The sequence below is a fragment of the Duganella sp. LjRoot269 genome (assembly GCF_964254095.1).
Taxonomy (GTDB): domain Bacteria; phylum Pseudomonadota; class Gammaproteobacteria; order Burkholderiales; family Burkholderiaceae_D; genus Rugamonas; species Rugamonas hordei.
In genome coordinates, this window is sequence record NZ_CAXUSL020000001.1 from 3636137 (window position 1) to 3651116 (window position 14980).

A 14980-nucleotide genomic window follows, 5' to 3' on the forward strand; every position below is an offset into this window, starting at 1 on the left:
CGGTCAGGCGCCCGGTTTTTTCGGCTTGGCGCCGGCGTCGAAGCTGTCGCACACGGCGCAGGCCTGGTTGCTGCGGTAGCGGCGCCAGGCGGCGTAGGTGAAGATGGCGGCGGCAACCAGCGCCCAGACGGCGGCGCTCAGGTAGTCGTCGCGCGAGGTCGAGCCCTTGAACCACTCCACGGCCGCCAGTATCGCAAACAACGGCACCGCCGCCAGCAGATAGCGTTTAATCCAGAATAGCGCGCCCATTTTGTCTCCTGTAATGAGTATCGGATCGAGTCCATGCAGTCTAGTTTGACACCTTTTCGCGTCGCCGTCATCGGCGGCGGTCCCGCCGGCCTGATGGCCGCCCAAACGCTGGCGCAGGGCGGGGCGCAGGTGGACCTGTATGACGCGATGCCTTCGGTCGGCCGCAAGTTCCTGCTGGCCGGTCGCGGCGGCATGAACATCACGCACGCCGAGCCGTATGCCGATTTCGTCACCCGCTACGTGGCGGAAGGAGGAGTGCCGGCGTTGCGCGGCATGCTCGACGCGTTCGGCCCGCAGGACGTGCGCGACTGGGTGCACGGGCTGGGCGTGGACACCTTTGTCGGCACCTCGGGCCGCGTGTTCCCGACCGATATGAAGGCCGCTCCGCTGCTGCGCGCGTGGCTGCACCGCCTGCGCGAAAGCGGTGTGCAATTCCACATGCGCCACCGCTGGCTGGGCTGGCGCGACGACGCGCTGGCGCTACAAACGCCGGACGGCGAGCTGCTGGTACGCGCCGACGCGGCGGTGCTGGCACTGGGCGGCGGCAGCTGGGCGCGGCTGGGCTCGGACGGCGCGTGGCTGCCTTTGCTGGTGGCGCGCGGCGTCGGCGTGGCGCCGCTGGTGCCGGCCAATTGCGGCTTCGACGTGGCGTGGAGCGAGCATTTCAGCAGCCGCCATGCGGGCGAGCCGCTGACCACGGTCGCCATCATCTCCACCGGCGCGGACGGCAAGCCGTTCCGCAAGCAGGGCCAGTTTGTCGTCACGCAGGGCGGCGTCGAGGGCAGCTTGATCTACGCCCTGTCGGCCGCCTTACGCAACCAGATCGCCGCCGACGGCAGCACCATCATCCACCTTGACCTGCTGCCGGACTTGCCGGCGCAGCGCGTGGCGGACGAGGTGGCGCGGCCGCGCGGCGCGCGCTCGATGGCGAGCCATCTGCAAAGCCGTCTTGGCATCAAGGGCGTGAAAGCGGGGCTGCTGCGCGAGTGTTTGAGCAAGGAACAGTACGGCGACGAAGAGGAGCTGGCGCGCGCCATCAAGATGCTGCCGGTGCGCCTGCTGCGTCCCCGGGCCATCGATGAGGCGATCAGCAGCGCGGGCGGAGTGCGTTGGGAGGCGCTGCAGGGAACGATGCTGAAGGCTGCGCCGGGCGTGTTCGTCGCCGGCGAGATGGTCGACTGGGAAGCGCCGACCGGCGGCTATCTGCTGACAGCCTGCCTGGCCGGCGGCCAGGCGGCGGGACGCGATGCCCTGGCCTGGCTGGCGGCTGGCTGAATTATTCCCAGGTCACGTCGCCCGAACCGGTGCGGCTGACGTTGCGGTTGTCCGGATTGCCGGACACGCGGATGTCGCCGCTGCCGCGCAGGGTCAGGTCGGCCGACTGCTTGGCGAACACCTGGCTGGTGCCCGAGCCCTTCAGGTTCACGGTCACCTTTTCGGATGCCAGGTGGCGCGCATCGAGGTCGCCGGAGCCGGTCAACTCCGCGTTCAGCGTCTTGCAGCTGCCCGACGAGGTGATCTGCCCCGAACCCACCATTTCCAGCTCGACGTTCTCGCTGCTGCCGGAGTTCAGGGTCAGGTGTCCGCTGCCATGGGTGCCGGCGCTCAGCTCGCGGTAACGGCCGTTGAAATTCAGATTGCCCGAACCGTGCAGCTGCAGGTCCAGCTTGTCGCCGTTGAAGCCGCTGACTTTGGTGTCACCGCTGCTGCGCACCACCAGCTCCTCCAGCTGCGGCAGCACCAGCTCCACCTGCAGCGGATGGCGCGGGTTGAGCAGCATCCCCTTGGTGCCGATGTGCAGGTCGCGGCCATCCTGGATGGTCTCGATATTGGCCAGCGAGCGCTGCTCGCCGCGCACCTTCAGCGACGCCACCGGACCCTGGGTCAGCGTCAGGTCGATCGGTCCGCTCAACTCGATGGCGGTGGCCATGGCGTCGACCTTGCGCGTCTCGCCGCCCAGCGCTCGGCCGGCCGAACTGGTGGGGCTGGTGCTGCCGTAGGCTTTCAGCATGCTGTAGGACACGCCGATCAGCACAAACGACAGCACCAGCAGGCTGGTTCCGATTTTCAGTAAAGCGCGCATGTTCAAACCTCCTTAACGGCCGCGCAGCAGCGATACATTCATCGCCACATAGCGTTTGATGCCTATCATCGTGTAGCGGGTCAGCACGATGCTGACCAGGCACAAGCCTATGCCGCCCAGGATCATGCCGAAGCCGATCAGCGACTGGCTGGTGCGGGCGCCGTTGTCAAAATCCGTGGTGATGTGCAGATCGCCGCCGGCCACCGCCTCGGCGCGGTTCAGCAGGCGTCCGCTGCGGCTCAGGCCGTCGTCCTCGGCGGCCGCTTCCGGGCTGACCGGGTCCTTGCTGACCTGGAAGCCCATGCTGTTGATCGCCAGCCGCCAGCCTTCGGCCGCCTGTTCCTCTTCCTGGGTGTCGAAGCGCGAGTTGGTGAATTCGATCACGTGGCGCAGCGGGCCTTCCAGCGCCAGCTCGTTCTGGCCGGACAGGCCGCTGGCGACCAGCGCCACGCCGCCGATGTAGAACGCGAAGGCCGAGGCATACACCGCCGCCAGCAGGCAGCCGTACACCATCGCCGGGATTACCATGAACAGGTTGAAGATGGCCAGGCCGATGAAGGACACCACCACGCGGGCGGCGTTGACCGGGGTCTTTTTTTGCTCGAAGGCGGACAGGTGGGCGTTGGCGCGCAGCGTCATGGCGATCTTGCGCGGCTCGTCGAGCTCCTTGTAGACTTCTTCCTCGCTGCGGCCGGCCACCAGGCCGTCGATGAAGCGCTGCTCGTAGTAGGCCAGGGTCTTGGCCACCGTTTCCGGCGGCAGTCCCTGCATGGCCTGCTTGAGCGCGTCGAGGTATTGCTGCTTGTTCATGATATCAAATACCTAATGTTTCTACGGTTGCCACAGTGTGCGCCATGGCCATCGCGCTGTCGGCCACCGGCGTCGTCTTGACGATGGCCACCGTGCTGGCCACCACGAACGCGACCAGGGCGAGGGTTTTAAGGCTGAGAGCGAGGTTCATGTTGATTCCAATATATTGCTTTTGTCGATGGTGCTACTGTACGCAGACGCTCGTCCAGATGCCACCGGCATGTGACAGGCTGCATAAATAGCGGATCAGGCGACAAAAACGGGGGACTAGATGGTAGTCCTCCTGAGCACGCCGGCGGCGGCGGCGACGCCGCTGCGCACCGCCGATTCCAGCGTGGCCGGGTAGTCGCCCGCCGTGTAGTCGCCGGCGATGGCCAGCCCCGCCAGGCCGCTGGCGTTGCCCGGGCGAACCAGTCCCGGCGTGCAGGCGTAGGTGGCGCGCTTCTCGGTGATGACCTTGAACCACTCGGGCCGGCCCAGCTCCGGCCGCTGGAACACGGCCGCCAGCTGCACCGCGACCGCCTCGGCCAGCAAATCCTGGCTCTGGCCGGCCGCCTCGCCGGAGGCGCTGACGACCACCGCCAGCAGGCCGGCCTGGGCCTCGTCCAGCTGGCCGCGGTCGAACACGAACTGGCCCCACTGGTAATTGTGCGGATCGTCCAGCAGCGCGTAGAAGGGCAGGCCCAGCCGGGTGGCGCGGTCGTATTGCAGGTAGCAGGTGGTGATGGCTTCCGGCTCGAACGCGGTCAGCTGCCGGCACAGCGCGCTGGTGTCGGCGCCGGGCATGTCGTGCAGCAGCGTGGCGGCCTGGCTGGCGCCGGTGGCCAGCACCACGCCGCTGAAATAGGTGCTCCATTGCCCGCCGACCGCCGCGCCGCTCACTTCCAGCTGCCACAGGCGGTTTTCGATCGGGCGTATCGCCTGCACCTTGGCGCCGCCGCGCACCGAGCCGCCATGCGCCTCGACAAAGGCGCCGGCCGCTTCCGGCAGCAGCGCGGACAGGTCGGCGCGCGGCAGCAGCATGTCCGAGGCGCTGCGTCTGGCGCCCAGGCTGTCGCGCAGCACGTTGAGGAAGATCTGCGCCGAGGCGCGTTCCGGCGGCGTGTTCAGCGCGGCCAGGCACAGCGGGCGCCACATCAGCTGGATCAGGCGCGGCGTCTGGTCGAAGCGTTGCAGCAGCTCGCTGACGCTGCAATCGGTGTGCAGGCGCCAGCCCATCCAGCGCGCGGTGGTCGAGAAGCGCGCCAGGCTCAGCTTGTCGTCCCGCCGCAGGCCCTTGGCGCGCAGCAGCGCCAGCGCCAGGTGCAGCGGCGCCGGCAGGCGCGGGGCGACGAAATCCATGCCGCCGCTGCCGGGCGGGTAGCGCATCTGCAGCGGCAGCGACAGCAGGGTCTGGTCGCGGTCGACGCCGGTCAGCTTCATCAGCCGCAGCGTTTCGCTGTAGGCGCCCAGCAGGATGTGCTGGCCGTTGTCGAGATGGGCGCGGTCGGTGTCGACGCGGCGGGCGCGGCCGCCGAGGGTGCGCGCCGCTTCAAACAGCGTGACCTTGTAGCCGGCGCGCGCCAGCTCGACGGCGGCGGCGCAGCCGGCCCAGCCGCCGCCGACCACCGCGACCGAGCGCGACGTCAGGCCCGGCTCGGTCCTGGCGTCGCCGCGCTTGTCCACGCCGTCGTTAGCCACGGATATAGGTCTTCCACGCCAGCCAGAGCTTGCGGATGGGCGTGAGCGAGATGCGCTGCGTGAGCACGTGGTAGCCGTCGGCTTCCACTTCGGTCAGCAGCGTGCGGTAGATGGCGGCCATCATCAGGCCGGGACGCTGGGCGCGGCGGTCTTCCTTCGGCAGCAGCGCGAACGCTTCGTCGTAGGCCTTCTGGGCGCGGGCGACCTGGAAGGCCATCAGCTTTTCGAAGTTGTCCGTGTGGCGCGCGTTGAGCAGGTCGGCGGCGGTCACGTTGAACTGCTGCAGCTCGTTGATCGGCAGGTAGATGCGGCCCTTGCGCGCATCTTCGCCGACGTCGCGGATGATGTTGGTCAGCTGGAAGGCGTGGCCCAGCTTTTCGGCGTATTGCAGCGTCTCCGGCCGGGTCGCGCCGAAGATGCTGGCCGACAGGATGCCGACCACGCTGGCCACGTGCCAGCAATACGTGGTCAACGCCGGGTAGTCCAGGTAGCGGGTCTGGTTCAGGTCCATCTCCATGCCGTCGATGATGGCTTGCAGATGCTGCTGTTCCAGCTTGTAGACGCTCAGGTGCGGTTGCAGCGCCTGCGTGACGGGATGGGTTTGCTTGCCCTCGTACATGTTGGCGATTTCCTTGCGCCACCAGGCCAGCTTGATGCGGGCCACCGATTCGTCGGTGCATTCATCGACGGTGTCGTCCACTTCGCGGCAAAATGCGTACAGGGCGGTGATGGCGCGGCGACGTTCCGGCGGCAGGAACAGGAAGCTGTAGTAGAAACTGGAGCCGCTTTGGGCGGTCTTTTGCTGGCAGTAGTCGTCGGGAGACATGGATAAAAAAGCAAGGGTTACTCGAAGCCGCTATTCTATAGTGTTCAGTGCACGGATGGGGGCGATGCGGTAGAGTCTCAATTCCTTATTTGACGGTTTATCAAGAGGCAGGTTCAACATGATCCATATCCGGGAGATCGACCATATCGTTTTGCGAGTGAGCGATCTGCAGCGCATGCTGCATTTTTACTGCGAGGTGCTGGGCTGTCCGGTCGAGAAGCGGCAGGAGGAAATCGGCCTGATCCAGGTGAGGGCGGGCAGTTCGCTGATCGACCTGGTGCCGGTGGACGGCAAGCTGGGCAGGATGGGCGGCGCGGCGCCGGGCGCCGAGGGCCGCAATATGGACCATTTCTGCCTGCGCGTGGAGCCGTTCGACGCCGACGCGATCCGCGCCCATCTGAGCGCGCACGGCGTGCAGGCCGGCAAGGTCGAATCGCGCTACGGCGCGGAGGGCGAGGGGCCGTCGATCTACATTACAGACCCGGAAAACAACGTGGTCGAGCTGAAAGGCCCGCCCGCGGGCAACGCAGCCTGATATTTCGCGACACCCACTGCCGACTTCAATACAATCGGTTGATGATTCCCGGCAGGAGAAGGCTATGCGTATCGAGCAATTCAAGGCCATGACGGTGGCGCAGGTATCCGATTTCGCACTACCCGCCGGAGCCGATCTGCTGCTGGTGTTCGGTGCCCGGGCGCTGCTGCAGTCCGGGGAACTGTTTCCCGTCTTGCGCGCGGCCTGTCCCGACGCGGTGATCGCCGGCTGCAGCACGGCCGGCGAGATTTGCGGTACCGAAGTGCTGGACGGCAGCATCGTGCTGACCGCCGTCAGCTTCTCCGCGACCCGGGTGGCCATGGTGGCGGTGCGGCTGGAACTGGCGGCGGACAGCCGCCAGGCCGGCGAGTCGCTGTCGCGCCAGCTGCTGGGCGAACACCTGCGCCATGTGCTGGTGCTGTCGGACGGCCTGGGCGTCAACGGTAGCGAACTGGTGCAGGGCTTGCGCGCCTCGCTGCCGTCCGGCGTCAACGTGACGGGCGGATTGGCCGGGGATGGCGCCGATTTCGGCGAGACCGTGGTGCTGGCCGATGCGGCCGCCGCCGGCCACACCATCGCCGCCATCGGTTTTTACAGCGAGGCCTTGCATGTCGGCTACGGCTCGCTAGGCGGCTGGGATGCCTTCGGGCCGGAACGCCGCATCACGCGCGCCGACGGCAACGTGCTGTACGAACTTGACGGCGAGTCGGCGCTGAGCCTGTACAAGACCTACCTCGGCAAGCAGGCCGACGGCCTGCCTTCGTCGGCGCTGCTGTTCCCGCTGGCGCTGCACCTGCCCGGCACCGACACCTACGTGGTGCGTACCATCCTTGGCGTCGACGAGGCGCAGCAAAGCATGACCTTCGCCGGCGACATGCCGGTCGGTTCGCACGCGCAGCTGATGAAGGCCAATTTCAACCGCCTGGTCGACGGCGCCATCGCCGCGGCCGACGACACGCTGTCCCAGCTGGACGGCCGCGCGCCCGAGCTGGCGATCCTGATCAGCTGCATCGGCCGCAAGCTGGTGCTGCAGCAGCGCATCGAGGAGGAGACCGAGGGCGTGGCCGACGTGCTGGGGCCGCAGGCCACGCTGGCCGGCTTTTACTCCTACGGCGAGATCGCGCCGCACAGCGCGCTGACCCGCTGCGAGCTGCACAACCAGACCATGACCGTCACCACCTTCAGCGAGGATTGAGGCATGCATCCGCTGCTGGCGCGCCAGCTGAAGAAGTTTTGCCGCGACGGCCAGGTCGACCTCGAGGGCCTGAGCAAGGCGGTCGACGATGCCTACGCGGGTTTCGAGAACGACAGGCTGCTGATCGAGAATTCGCTGGAACTCATGTCGCAGGAGCTGGGCAAGCGCAACCGCCAGCTGGCCGAGCAGCTGGAAGACAAGCAGCGGATGATGGACCAGCTCAGCAGCAGCAACACCGAGCTGCGCGAGCTCAACAGCAAGCTGGAGGCGACCCGCAACCAGCTGCTGCAGTCGGACAAGATGGCGTCCATCGGCCAGCTGGCGGCCGGCGTGGCGCACGAGATCAACAACCCGATCGGCTACATCAATTCCAACTTCGCCACCTTGCAAAGCTACGTGGGCCAGCTGTTCGAGATGCTGCGCGCATATGAGGATGCGGAAGGCGCCATCGCTGCGGCCGAGGTGCTGTCCCGGATCAGCGAGTTGCGTCATGAGATCGACCTCGGCTATTTGCGCACCGATATCCCGCAGCTGATGGCCGAATCGCGCGAAGGACTGGAGCGGGTGCGCCGCATCGTGCAGGACTTGAAGGATTTCTCGCACGCGGACGCACAGCGCGAGTGGCAATGGTTCAACCTGCACCACGGAATGGACTCGACCTTGAACATCGTCGCCAACGAAATCAAGTACAGCGCCGACGTGGTCAAGGAGTACGGCGACATCCCGGACATCGAATGCCTGTCCTCGCAGATCAACCAGGTGGTGATGAACCTGGTGGTCAACGCCGCCCACGCGATCCGGCCGGGGCGCGGGCAGATCACGCTGCGCACCGGTACCGAGGGCGACCATGTCTGGTTTTCCGTCAGCGACACCGGCAGCGGCATCGCGCCGGAACACCTGGACCGCATCTTCGATCCCTTCTTTACCACCAAGCCGATCGGCAAGGGCACGGGGCTGGGCCTGTCGGTGACTTACGGCATCGTGCAAACCCATTGCGGACACATCGAGGTCGACAGCGCGCCGGGCCAGGGCACCACCTTCCGCGTGGTGTTGCCGATACACCATCCCGTGAACCCCGCCGACCGGGAGGCAACGGCGGAGTGAGCCCTTGCGGGTCTAATTGCGCCGCACCTGAGGTATCGCCTGCGATACAATGCGTTACATTTTCATCAGAACGATTTCTTATGCGAACGTCGAACTTTGCCGCGTTGCTGGTCGTGCCGCTGTTTTGCGGATGCGACCGTGCGCCGGCGGCGAACAATATGCAGACGAAGTCCGCCACCTACTACGCCCAACATCTGGATGAGGCCGCCCGTGTGGCGGCGCGCTGCGAGCAGCTGAACGTGCAAAAGCAGCACGCGCTCAGCGTGGGGGACTACCAGGAATGGCAGATCTCGAACGAGTGGGTCAACTGCCAGACGGCGATGTCGGTGACCGAGGCGGCGGCGATTCGCGACTCGGTGAAGCAGCAGGCTTTGGCGCCTTAGCGGCGTAAGGCTTAGCTTAGCGGCGCTGGCCGGCGCGGCGGCGGCCGGGCGGGTCGGACAGCACGCGTACGATAACGTTGACCGGGATATTTCTGCGCACCAGGAACTCGGACGCAAACGCGCGCCCCCGGCTCTGCAACAGACTCACACCCAGTTCCACCACCTTTGACATTTCCGCATTCGGCCGCAACGACCGCTCTCCCACTAACATGATCTTGCCTTTCAGTTTTCTTGAAAGGTAGCATGAAGAGTAAAAATTGTGCAGAGGCAACGATTTAATCGTGCGCGGCTATTTTTGAGATGGCGAGAAGGGTGGATGTTCGCGCTCCAGCCGCCGTAACAGCGCCGCCGTGGCCTCAACCTGGCGCTGTACTTCCGCCTGAGTCGTTGCTACATCTTTGCCAGCCTGAAAGGTGGCTGTCATATTGGACAGCAGCGTGGCATTGAATGTCGCCACACCGAGTACGATGGCGATCACCGAGCTGATGCCGGTGACTGTGGCCGTGGTTTTGAGACGGCTGACGGCATGCTCCAACGCGTCGATGCGCTCCCCATGTCCATCCAGGCGTGCTGCCATGGCGTCAAGCCTGCCGTTGAACTGCGCGGCCATGGCGTCAAGCTTTCCGTTGAACTGCGCGGCCATGGCCTCAAGTCTGTCGTTGAACTGGGCTGCCATGGCCTCAAGTCTGCCATTGAACTGGGTTGCGGCGGCGTCAAATTTACCGTTTAAGATGGCAAACTGCGTTTGTGATTTCGCTTCTGCCGCAGCGGCCTTCGCGTCGATTTCTTCACGGGTGATATCGGGCATGGCTGTACTCCGGAGCCTATCTCCGAAGTATAGCGCGGCAGAGAGCACTTTCAATTGAGAGGCATCAAGCGGCGCTGAACGCGGCCTTCATCTGCTTTTTCATGCGCAGGGCCGCCCAGAAGATGGCCAGCCAGTCGCGCCGGGTCAGCTTGGGGCGGTGCAGGAAGACGTCGTACTCGACCGCCTCGATGGCGTCCAGGATGCGCAAGCCGCCTTGCACCACCATGCGCAGCTCGAAGCCGATGCGGCCGTTGAGCCGCAGGGCCAGCGGCGCGCCGCTCAGCAGCAGCGCGCGGGTGCGCTCCACCTCGAACTTCATCATCGACCGCCAGCGCGGCCGGGCGCTGGCGTGGTCCAGCGCGGCCGGCGAGATCGCGTAGCGGCTCAAATCCTCCAGCGGGATGTAAATGCGCTCCTTGTGGATGTCGATCGCCACATCCTGCAGGAAGTTGATCAGCTGCAGCGCCGTGCAGATCGCGTCCGAGTCGCGCATGTTCTCTTCATCGGCCGCGCCGTACAGGTGCAGCATCAGGAAACCGACCGGATTGGCCGAGCGCGAGCAGTAGTCCAGCAGCGTGTCGTAAGTCTGGTAGCGGCTCACCAGCACATCCTGCTTGAAGGCCGACAGCAGCTCGTGCAGCGGCTTGAGCGGCAGGCCGTGCTCGCGGATCACCTGCGCCAGGCGTTCAAACATCGGGTCTTTCCCGCTGCCGCCGGCCTCGATGTCGGCCAGCTCGGCCTCGTAGGCGTTCAGCGCGGCCAGCCGCTGCTCGGGCGTGGCGTCGCCTTCGTCGGCCAGATCGTCGGCGCTGCGGGCAAAGGCGTAGATCGCTTCTACCGCCGGGCGCAGGCGGCTCGGCAACAAAATTGAGGCGACGGGAAAATTTTCGTAGTGGTCAACCGACATATTACATGTAGCCTAAAAGCATTGTTAAAATTAATGACGCGAAAGTCATTTGCAAACGGATTTGCTCGGCTTATAATTAATTAACGGAAAGTCATTTATTTCCAACCCGTAATAGTAGTGCCATCTACACTCCAGAGCAAGCTAAAGGAATACACCGTGGTCGCCTTGAAAAAACAGCGTCAGATTTCCCCCTTCATATTGAGTCTCCTGGCCGCCGCCGCGCTGGCCGGCTGCTCCAAGCCGGTCGAAAAGACCGAGGACATCCGCCCGGTGCGCGCCATCGTGCTGGCCGGCAGCGACATCGACGTCAACGCCGAGTTTTCCGGCGAAGTGCGTCCGCGCGTGGAATCGCGGCTGGGCTTCCGCGTCGGCGGCAAGATCGTCACCCGCAAGGTCGACGTCGGTACGCTGGTCAAGCACGGCCAGGTGCTGATGCAGCTGGATCCACAGGACTTGCAATTATCGCAAGCCCAGGCGCTGGCCGGCCTGCGCGCCGCCGAAACCAACCGCGACCTGGCCAAGGCCGAGCTGAAGCGTTATCAGGAACTGCGCAGCAAGAACTTCGTCAGCCAGGCCGTGCTGGACGCCAAGGATTCCACCTACAAGGCGGCGCAGGCCAATGTCGACGCTTCCCAGGCGGCGTACCGCGGCCAGTCCAACCAGGCCGGCTATGCCAGCCTGGTGTCCGATGTGGACGGCGTGGTGACGGCGGTGGACGCCGAGGTCGGCCAGGTGGTGCAGCCGGGCACGCCGGTGGTGCGCGTGGCCAGGCAGGGCGAGAAGGAAATCGTCATCGGCTTGCCGGAAGACAAGGTCGAGACGCTGCGCCGCATCACCGACGTGCAGGTGCGCCTGTGGGCCGACCCGAAAAACGCGGTGGCCGGCAAGATCCGCGAGATTTCGCCGGTGGCCGATCCGTCCACCCGCACCTACACCGCCAAGGTGTCGATCCCGGATTCGGTGGCCGAAGCCAAGCTGGGCATGACGGCCGTGGTGCAGTTCGCCTCGAAGTCGCCGGTGCCGCAGATCAAGGTGCCGCTGACCGCGCTGTACTATGAAAAATCCGCCTCCTCGGTCTGGGTGGTGGAGGGCGGGGCCGTCAAGCTGGTGCCGGTGACCATCGCCGGCGCGGCCGGCAACGATATCGTGCTGGGCAGCGGCGTCAAGGCCGGCCAGACCGTCGTCACGGCCGGCGTCAACCTGCTCAAGCCGGGCCAGAAGGTCAAGATCCTGGGCGATGACCTGCCTGCCGCTCCCGCGCCAGCCCCTGCCATCGCCGGGACCGCCAAATGAAGGGCGGCTTCAATCTCTCACGCTGGGCGCTGGAACACATTCCGCTGACGCGCTACCTGATCGCCGTGCTGCTGATAGGCGGCATGCTGAGCTATTCCAACCTGGGCCAGGACGAGGATCCGCCGTTCACCTTCCGCGCGATGGTGGTGCGGGCCAACTGGCCGGGCGCGACCTCGCTGCAGATGGCCGAGCAGGTCACCGACAAGCTGGAGAAAAAGCTGCAGGAAACGCCGGATATCGACGAGATATCGAGCTATTCCAAGCCGGGCGAGACCACCATCATCCTGAAGCTGCGCGAATCGGCGCCGCCGAAGGAAGTGGCGCAATCGTGGTACCAGGTGCGCAAGAAGATAGGCGACATCCGCGGCACCCTGCCGCCGGGCGTGCAGGGGCCGTTCTTCAACGACGAGTTCGGCGACACCTTCGGTTCGATCTTCGCGCTGTCCGGCGACGGCTTCACTTATGCCGAGATGAAGGACTACGCCGACTTCGTGCGCCAGCAGCTGCTCGGCGTGCCGCTGGTGTCCAAGGTCGAGCTGTTCGGCGTGCAGGACGAGAAGATCAACATCGAGTTCTCGCACAAGAAGTTCGCGCAGCTGGGCATACCGTTCGAGGCCATCGTCAACCAGATCGCCACGCAGAACAGCGTCGAATCGACCGGCGTGCTGGTGACGCCGACCGACAACCTGCAGGTGCGCGTGACCGGCGCGCTGAAGACCGTCAAGGACCTGGAGGACCTGGAGCTGCGCGCCAACGGCACCACCTTCCGCCTGGGCGACTTCGCCACCATCAAGCGCGAGTACCAGGATCCGCCGGGTAACAAGATGCGCTTCAACGGCAAGGAAGTGATCGGCCTGGGCGTGTCGATGGAAAAGGGCGGCAACATCATCCAGCTCGGCAAGAGCATGGAAAAGACTGTGGCCGCGATGAAGGCCAAGCTGCCGGTCGGCATCGAGCTCGAGCGCGTGTCGGACCAGCCGGAGGCGGTCAAGGCCTCGGTCGGCGAGTTCGTGCACACGCTGATCGAGGCGGTGCTGATCGTGCTGGCCGTCAGCTTCGTCGCGCTGGGCCTGCACAGCAAGCCCAAGCTGCGGCTGGACGTGCGTCCCGGCCTGGTGGTGGCGCTGACGATACCGCTGGTGCTGTCGGTCACCTTCCTGTTCATGCGCATGCTGGACATCGACCTGCACAAGATTTCGCTGGGCGCGCTGATCATCGCGCTGGGCCTGCTGGTGGACGACGCCATCATCGCCGTCGAGATGATGGTGCGCAAGATGGAGGAGGGCATGTCGCGCTTCGACGCCGCCACCTTCGCCTACACCTCGACCGCGATCCCGATGCTGACCGGCACCCTGATCACCGTCGCCGGCTTCCTGCCGATCGGCCTGGCCAAGTCGGCGGCCGGCGAGTACACGTTCTCGCTGTTCTCGGTCAACGCGCTGGCGCTGGTCATTTCGTGGGTGGTGGCGGTGGTGTTCACGCCGTACATCGGCTATGTGCTGTTGAAAGTCAAGCCACACGCTGAAGGCGAATCCGAGCATGACCTCTTCGACACGCCGGGATTCCGAAAGTTCCGTGCCGTGGTCAACTGGTGCGTCGAATACCGCAAGACCACCATCGCGGCCACCCTGGTGATCTTCGCGCTGGGCGTGTATGGCTTCAAGTTCATCGAGAAGCAATTCTTCCCCGATTCCAGCCGTCCCGAGCTGATGGTGGAGCTGTGGACGCCGGAAGGCACGACCTTCGCCGCCAACGAAAAGCAGGTGAAGAAGTTCGAGGCCTTCATCCGCAAGCAGGAGGGCGTGGTCAGCGTGACCAGCTACGTCGGCACCGGCAGCCCGCGGTTCTACCTGCCGCTGGACCAGATTTTCCCGCAGACTAACGTGTCGCAGATCGTCGTGCTGCCGAAGGACCTGCACGCCCGCGGCGCGCTGCGCGACAAGATCGTCGCCATCTTCAAGCAGGACTTCCCCGAGGTGCGCGGCCGCGTCAAGCTGCTGCCGAACGGGCCGCCGGTGCCGTATCCGGTGCAGTTCCGCGTGACCGGCGGCGAGGTGGAGAAGGTGCGCGCCATCGCCGACCAGGTCAAGGACATCATGCGCGACAATCCGAACACGCTGGGCGTCAACGACAACTGGAACGAGTCGATCAAGGTGCTGCGCCTGGACCTGGACCAGGACAAGATGCGCGCGCTGGGCGTCACCTCGCAAACGGTGATGCGGGCGGCCAACACCATCCTGTCGGGCACCACCATCGGCCAGTTCCGCGAGGACATCAAGCTGATCGACATCCAGATCCGCCAGCCTATCGAGGAGCGCAACACGATCTCGATCCTGAACGACACCAACATCCCTACCGCCAGCGGCAAGTCGGTGCCGATCAGCCAGCTGGCCCGTGCGCATTTCGTGTGGGAGCCGGGCGTGGTGTGGCGGGAAGGGCGCGAATGGGCGATCACCGTGCAGTCCGACGTGGCCGACAACATCCAGGGGCCGACCGTCTCCGGCCAGATCGAGCCCAAGCTGAAGGCGCTGCGCGACAAGCTGCCGGCCGGCTACGCCATCACCGTCAAGGGCGCGGCGGCCGACAGCGGCACGGCGGAAGCGTCGATCGCGGCCAACCTGCCGCTGGCGATCTTCATCATCTTCACGCTGCTGATGCTGCAGCTGCACAGCTTCTCGCGGGCGCTGCTGGTGTTCCTGACCGGTCCGCTGGGCGTGGCCGGCGCGGCGATGGCGCTGCTGGTGCTGGGCCGTCCGCTGGGCTTCGTGGCCAACCTGGGCATCATCGCGCTGTTCGGCATGATCATCCGCAACTCGGTGATCCTGGTCGACCAGATCGAGCAGGACATCAAGGCCGGCCACGATCCGTGGACCGCGATCGTCGAGTCGGCGGTGCGGCGCTGCCGTCCCATCATCCTGACCGCGGCGGCCGCGGCGCTGGCGATGATACCGTTGTCGCGCTCGGTATTCTGGGGACCGATGGCGGTGGCCATCATGGGCGGGCTGATCCTGGCGACCGCGCTGACGCTGCTGTTCCTGCCGGCGCTGTACGCGGCCTGGTTCCGCGTCAAAAAACCGCAGGCGTTATGATATGCGCCGAGGACACGC

Annotated in this window: 16 protein-coding genes; 7 read left to right on the forward strand and 9 right to left on the reverse strand. The window is 65.4% G+C overall.

The features are described 5' to 3' along the window. Positions 1 to 3: 3 nt before the first annotated feature. Positions 4 to 249: a hypothetical protein gene (locus tag ACSQ3S_RS16275; protein ID WP_353398409.1), complete on the reverse strand. Its 246-nt coding sequence runs from the start codon at positions 247 to 249 to the stop codon at positions 4 to 6. 33 nt (positions 250 to 282) lie between these two features. Between ACSQ3S_RS16275 and ACSQ3S_RS16280 the strand changes: the two genes are divergently transcribed. Then, positions 283 to 1524, forward strand: coding sequence for a TIGR03862 family flavoprotein (locus ACSQ3S_RS16280; RefSeq protein ID WP_436143024.1), 1242 nt, complete (start codon positions 283 to 285; stop codon positions 1522 to 1524). A 1-nt stretch (position 1525) separates the two neighbouring features. On the opposite strand, the gene ACSQ3S_RS16285 is transcribed toward ACSQ3S_RS16280, so the two are convergent. The 5 genes from ACSQ3S_RS16285 to hpnD all read right to left on the reverse strand — a co-directional run bounded on the left by ACSQ3S_RS16285 (position 1526) and on the right by hpnD (position 5648). Further along, entirely contained in the window at positions 1526 to 2332 is an 807-nt protein-coding gene (locus ACSQ3S_RS16285) for a head GIN domain-containing protein (RefSeq protein WP_176650601.1), read from the reverse strand. A 12-nt stretch (positions 2333 to 2344) separates the two neighbouring features. Then, positions 2345 to 3142, reverse strand: coding sequence for a DUF1700 domain-containing protein (locus tag ACSQ3S_RS16290; RefSeq protein WP_176650602.1), 798 nt, complete (start codon positions 3140 to 3142; stop codon positions 2345 to 2347). A 4-nt stretch (positions 3143 to 3146) separates the two neighbouring features. After that, a complete protein-coding gene (locus ACSQ3S_RS16295; protein WP_353398416.1) occupies positions 3147 to 3293 on the reverse strand; it encodes a hypothetical protein in 147 nt (48 codons plus the stop codon). Between the two features lie 116 nt (positions 3294 to 3409). Further along, complete coding sequence (hpnE, locus tag ACSQ3S_RS16300; RefSeq protein WP_436143025.1) at positions 3410 to 4822, reverse strand: hydroxysqualene dehydroxylase HpnE; 1413 nt, start codon at positions 4820 to 4822, stop codon at positions 3410 to 3412. Beyond that, positions 4815 to 5648, reverse strand: a complete 834-nt coding sequence (hpnD, locus tag ACSQ3S_RS16305) for a presqualene diphosphate synthase HpnD (protein WP_436143026.1) — start codon at positions 5646 to 5648, stop codon at positions 4815 to 4817. Before hpnD ends, hpnE begins: the two co-directional genes overlap by 8 nt. A 118-nt stretch (positions 5649 to 5766) precedes the next feature. Here hpnD and ACSQ3S_RS16310 point away from each other — a divergent pair, with 118 nt between their 5' ends. The 4 genes from ACSQ3S_RS16310 (at position 5767) to ACSQ3S_RS16325 (ending at position 8865) form a co-directional block, all read left to right on the forward strand. Then, positions 5767 to 6183, forward strand: a complete 417-nt coding sequence (locus ACSQ3S_RS16310) for a VOC family protein (protein WP_436143027.1) — start codon at positions 5767 to 5769, stop codon at positions 6181 to 6183. Positions 6184 to 6247: 64 nt separating this feature from the next. Further along, entirely contained in the window at positions 6248 to 7378 is a 1131-nt protein-coding gene (locus ACSQ3S_RS16315) for an FIST signal transduction protein (RefSeq protein WP_413447614.1), read from the forward strand. A 3-nt stretch (positions 7379 to 7381) separates the two neighbouring features. Then, positions 7382 to 8482 (forward strand): ATP-binding protein, encoded by a 1101-nt coding sequence (locus tag ACSQ3S_RS16320; RefSeq protein ID WP_436143028.1) that lies wholly within the window; start codon positions 7382 to 7384, stop codon positions 8480 to 8482. A 158-nt stretch (positions 8483 to 8640) separates the two neighbouring features. Beyond that, positions 8641 to 8865, forward strand: a complete 225-nt coding sequence (locus ACSQ3S_RS16325; protein WP_436143029.1) for a hypothetical protein — start codon at positions 8641 to 8643, stop codon at positions 8863 to 8865. 16 nt (positions 8866 to 8881) lie between these two features. Here ACSQ3S_RS16325 and ACSQ3S_RS16330 read toward each other — a convergent pair whose 3' ends face one another. From ACSQ3S_RS16330 to hpnC, 3 genes are all read right to left on the reverse strand, one after another. Next, positions 8882 to 9013: a hypothetical protein gene (locus tag ACSQ3S_RS16330; protein ID WP_436143030.1), complete on the reverse strand. Its 132-nt coding sequence runs from the start codon at positions 9011 to 9013 to the stop codon at positions 8882 to 8884. 141 nt (positions 9014 to 9154) lie between these two features. Continuing rightward, positions 9155 to 9673: a hypothetical protein gene (locus tag ACSQ3S_RS16335; RefSeq protein ID WP_436143031.1), complete on the reverse strand. Its 519-nt coding sequence runs from the start codon at positions 9671 to 9673 to the stop codon at positions 9155 to 9157. 64 nt (positions 9674 to 9737) lie between these two features. Next, on the reverse strand, positions 9738 to 10580 hold the full coding sequence (gene hpnC, locus ACSQ3S_RS16340) for a squalene synthase HpnC (protein ID WP_436143032.1): 843 nt from the start codon (positions 10578 to 10580) through the stop codon (positions 9738 to 9740). Between the two features lie 156 nt (positions 10581 to 10736). On the opposite strand from hpnC, the gene ACSQ3S_RS16345 reads away from it, so the two are divergent. Next, entirely contained in the window at positions 10737 to 11873 is a 1137-nt protein-coding gene (locus ACSQ3S_RS16345) for an efflux RND transporter periplasmic adaptor subunit (protein WP_176650611.1), read from the forward strand. Beyond that, positions 11870 to 14962: an efflux RND transporter permease subunit gene (locus tag ACSQ3S_RS16350; protein WP_436143033.1), complete on the forward strand. Its 3093-nt coding sequence runs from the start codon at positions 11870 to 11872 to the stop codon at positions 14960 to 14962. Before ACSQ3S_RS16345 ends, ACSQ3S_RS16350 begins: the two co-directional genes overlap by 4 nt. The last annotated feature ends 18 nt before the right edge of the window (positions 14963 to 14980 follow it).